At 62.6% G+C, this 3,472-nt stretch carries 3 protein-coding genes; all 3 read left to right on the top strand.

Going from position 1 to position 3,472, the window contains the following annotated elements; translation table 11 throughout:
* A partial coding sequence (locus ACP5EL_RS09740; protein ID WP_428402316.1) for a KamA family radical SAM protein occupies positions 1-1,045 on the top strand: 1,045 nt, incomplete at its 5' end.
* 1 nt (position 1,046) lies between these two features.
* Complete coding sequence (locus ACP5EL_RS09735) at positions 1,047-2,057, top strand: D-alanine--D-alanine ligase family protein (RefSeq protein WP_428402315.1); 1,011 nt, start codon at positions 1,047-1,049, stop codon at positions 2,055-2,057.
* The coding region (locus tag ACP5EL_RS09730; RefSeq protein WP_428402314.1) for a GNAT family N-acetyltransferase at positions 2,054-3,472 on the top strand (1,419 nt) is incomplete at its 3' end. The genes ACP5EL_RS09735 and ACP5EL_RS09730, both read left to right, overlap by 4 nt.

Below are 3,472 nucleotides of genomic sequence, written 5' to 3'. Positions count from 1 at the left end.
GGCCGAATCCGCCGAAGATAAGCCGCCACAACGGGCCGAGACCGTCCATGAGCTTCTGGCCCGCCTCGGAGGCGACATGGAGGAGATCGAGCGGGTAAAAAGGGTCTACCCCATGAAGATCAGCAGCCACTTCCTCTCCCTCATCCAGGAGAAGGACGACCCCATCTGGAGGCAGGCCGTCCCCGCCGCCGAGGAGCTGTTGGACTTCCAGAATGTAGCCGACCCCCTCTCGGAGGGGAGAGACACCAAGGTTCCCGGCCTCATCCACCGCTACCCCGACCGGGTCCTCCTATTGGTCAGCTCCAAGTGCGCCATGTACTGCAGGTTCTGCACCCGAAAGCGGTCCGTGGGCAGGGTCGAGCAGACCCCCATGCAGCAGATCTTCAAGGGTATCGAGTACATCCGAGGCCACCCCGAGATAAGAGACGTCCTCCTCAGCGGCGGCGATCCCCTACTCCGGTCCAACCGGGAGCTGGAGATCATCCTCCGGGAGCTGAGGAGCATCCCTTCCGTCGAGATCATCAGGATAGGAACCAGGGTCCCCTCGGTGATGCCGGAGAGGGTCACCCCGCGGCTGGTCAAGGTCCTCAAGAAGTACCATCCCCTCTACATGAATCTCCACTTCGAGCACCCGCGGGAGATCAACCCCGAGAGCGAGAGGGCCCTCAAGCTCCTGGCCGACGCCGGGATACCTCTGGGCAGCCAGACCGTCCTCCTTCGGGGAGTCAACGACGACCCTGAGGTTATGAAGGAGCTGATGCAGAAGCTGGTCAAAAATCGGGTCAGGCCCTACTACATCTACCTCTGCGACCTGGTGAAAGGCGTCGAGCACTTCAGAACCCCCCTCCAGGCGGGCTTCGACGTCATCCACCACCTCCAGGGCCACACCTCGGGGCTCTGCGTCCCCCACCTGATCATAGACTCGCCGGGCGGAGGCAAGATCCCCATACTGCCCCCCGACTACCTCCTCGCCTCAGAGGTGGAGAAGGCGGTCATATCAAACTACAAGGGCGAGATCTACGAGTACCCCAACCCGAGGATCTGAGATGAAGGTCGCCCTCACCTGCAACACCCTCCCCTCGAACTACTCCCGGGAGTCGGGGGACGACACCTTCGCCGAGTTCGACGCGCCGTCGACGGTTCAGGCGATAAGAAAGGCACTTCTGAACCGTTGCGACGAGGTCGTGATCGTCGAGGCCGACGAGGACGCCTACGAGATGCTCCGGCGTGGAAACTTCGAGTTCGCCTTCAACATCGCCGAGGGGATCCGGGGCGAGGCGAGGGAGGCCCAGATCCCGGCGATGCTGGAGATGCTGGGGATCCCCTACTCCGGCTCCGGGGTCACCACCCTGGCCATCACCCTGGACAAGAGGAGGACGAAGGAGGTCCTCGAAGCCAACGGGATCAGGACTCCGAGGTTTCAGCTCCTCAGCCGGGCCGATGAGCTCAGGTCAGACCTCCAGTTCCCCTTATTCCTCAAGCCGAACGGCGAGGGGTCCAGCCGGGGCATCACCGCAAAGTCCCTGGTGAGCTCGAAGGAGGAGCTGGAAGAGGTCGCCTCGGAGATGGCGGCGACTTACCGCCAGCCGGTCCTGGTCGAGGAGTACCTGACCGGTAGAGAGTTCACGGTGGGGCTTCTGGGAAACTCGCCCCCAGAGGTCCTCCCCATAGTCGAGGTCGGCTTCGAGGGCCTCCCCGAGGGCGCTCCCAAATTCGACTGCTATGAGGTAAAGTGGATCTATGACTCCCTGGACACCGGATACGACACCACGGCCTGTCCTGCCGAGCTGGACGACGACCTCCGTTCTCGGATCGAAAAGGCGGCTACGAGGACCTTCGAGGCCCTGGAGGTGAGGGACCTGTGCAGGCTGGACCTCCGCCTCGATAACCAGGGCGAACCTAGCGTCTTCGACGTCAACGCCCTCCCTGGCCTCATCCCCGACCCCAGAGAGAACTCCCGGTTCCCCAAGGCCGCCTATGCGGCCGGATACTCGTACGAAGAGCTTATAGGCAAGGTCTTCAATGCGGCTCTCGCACGAGAGGGAATTTCGAGATGAAGGTGGCGATCCTCTACAACATCCCCGGCGAGGGCTCCGCGAGGAGCAAGACGGAGATGGCGGCGGAGACCGAGGTCCTGGAGACGGTCGAGGGCGCGAAGTTGAGCCTGGAAGCTGCGGGCCACGAAGCCGTCCCCCTCAGCTGCAGCCTGGAGGCGCTCTTAAGTCTCAAAAACTTCGACCTGATCGTCAACCTCGCCGAGGGCTTTCTTGACGACCTCCGGGCCGAGCCGAACGTGGCGGGGTTCATCGAGCTTCTGGAAGTTCCCTACACCGGCTCCCCGCCCCGAGCCCTGGAGGTCGCAAGGGACAAGGGGCTCTCCAAGCTCGTCCTGGAGAGGGAGGGGATACCCACTCCCCGGTTCTCGGTCTTTCGGAACGCCGACGATCCATTCAGCCTCGACTTTCCCGTGATCATCAAGCCCCTCCTGGAGGATGCGTCCATCGGGATCACCGCCGACTCCATCGCGAGGGACGAGACGGATCTGAGGGCGAAGGTCGCCCAAATTCTCGAAACGTATCGCCAGCCGGCACTGGTCGAAGAGTATATCGAGGGTAGAGAGGTGAACGCCGCCCTGATAATTGCCCCCCAGGGGGCCGAGGTTCTCCCGATATCGGAGATCGTCTTCAACCTTCCGGAGGGCATTCCAAGGATCCTGGGCTTTGAGGCGAAGTGGATCGAGGATAGCCCCTTTTTCCAGAACACGGTCCCCATCTGCCCGGCCCTCCTGGAGCCGATGCTGTTGGAGAGGATAGAGTCCCTGGCAAAGCGGGCCTGCTCCGCCCTGGGGATCGAGAGCTACGCTCGGGTAGACTTCCGGATCAGGGACGGGGACGAAGAGCCCTTCGTCATCGAGGTGAACCCAAACCCCTGCATCAACCCATCGGGGAGCGGCTTTGCTCGGGCCGCCGCCGCCGCCGGGATGGACTACCCGCAGCTGATCGAGAAGATAGCGAGGTCTGCCCTGGACCGGTTCGGGAAGGGCTATATCTGGACAGAGGCTGAGGGCGAGGACGGACGGGAGGGAAGAAAAGGCGACGAAGAGGGCTTTTCAGCGGCTGAACTCAGGTTCGCCCGGGTGAGGGCGGAGGACGCGCCCCTGCTCTTTCGGTGGTTTGAGGACCAGGAGCTGACCCGTTACATGGAGCCCTCTTCCTCCCTCACCATAGATCAACTCGAGGTCAGCATCCTCTGCTCCAGGGACGAGGACTTCGTAATTTATTGGGGTGATGTAGCAATCGGTTTTGCCTCCCTCTACGAGAGGACCCCCTGCACCGGCGAGATCTCCTACCTCATCGGCGACCCTGACTTCAGGGGGAGGGGCCTGGGGAGAAAGATCGTCCTGGCGCTCCTGGACCACGGCTTTTTGCGGCTGGGGCTCAAATCGATCTTCGCCTCGGCCACCGTCGAGAAC

The organism is Methanocrinis sp., assembly GCF_049974945.1.
GTDB lineage: Archaea > Halobacteriota > Methanosarcinia > Methanotrichales > Methanotrichaceae > Methanocrinis.
This window is presented reverse-complemented; position numbering and strand designations above follow the sequence as displayed.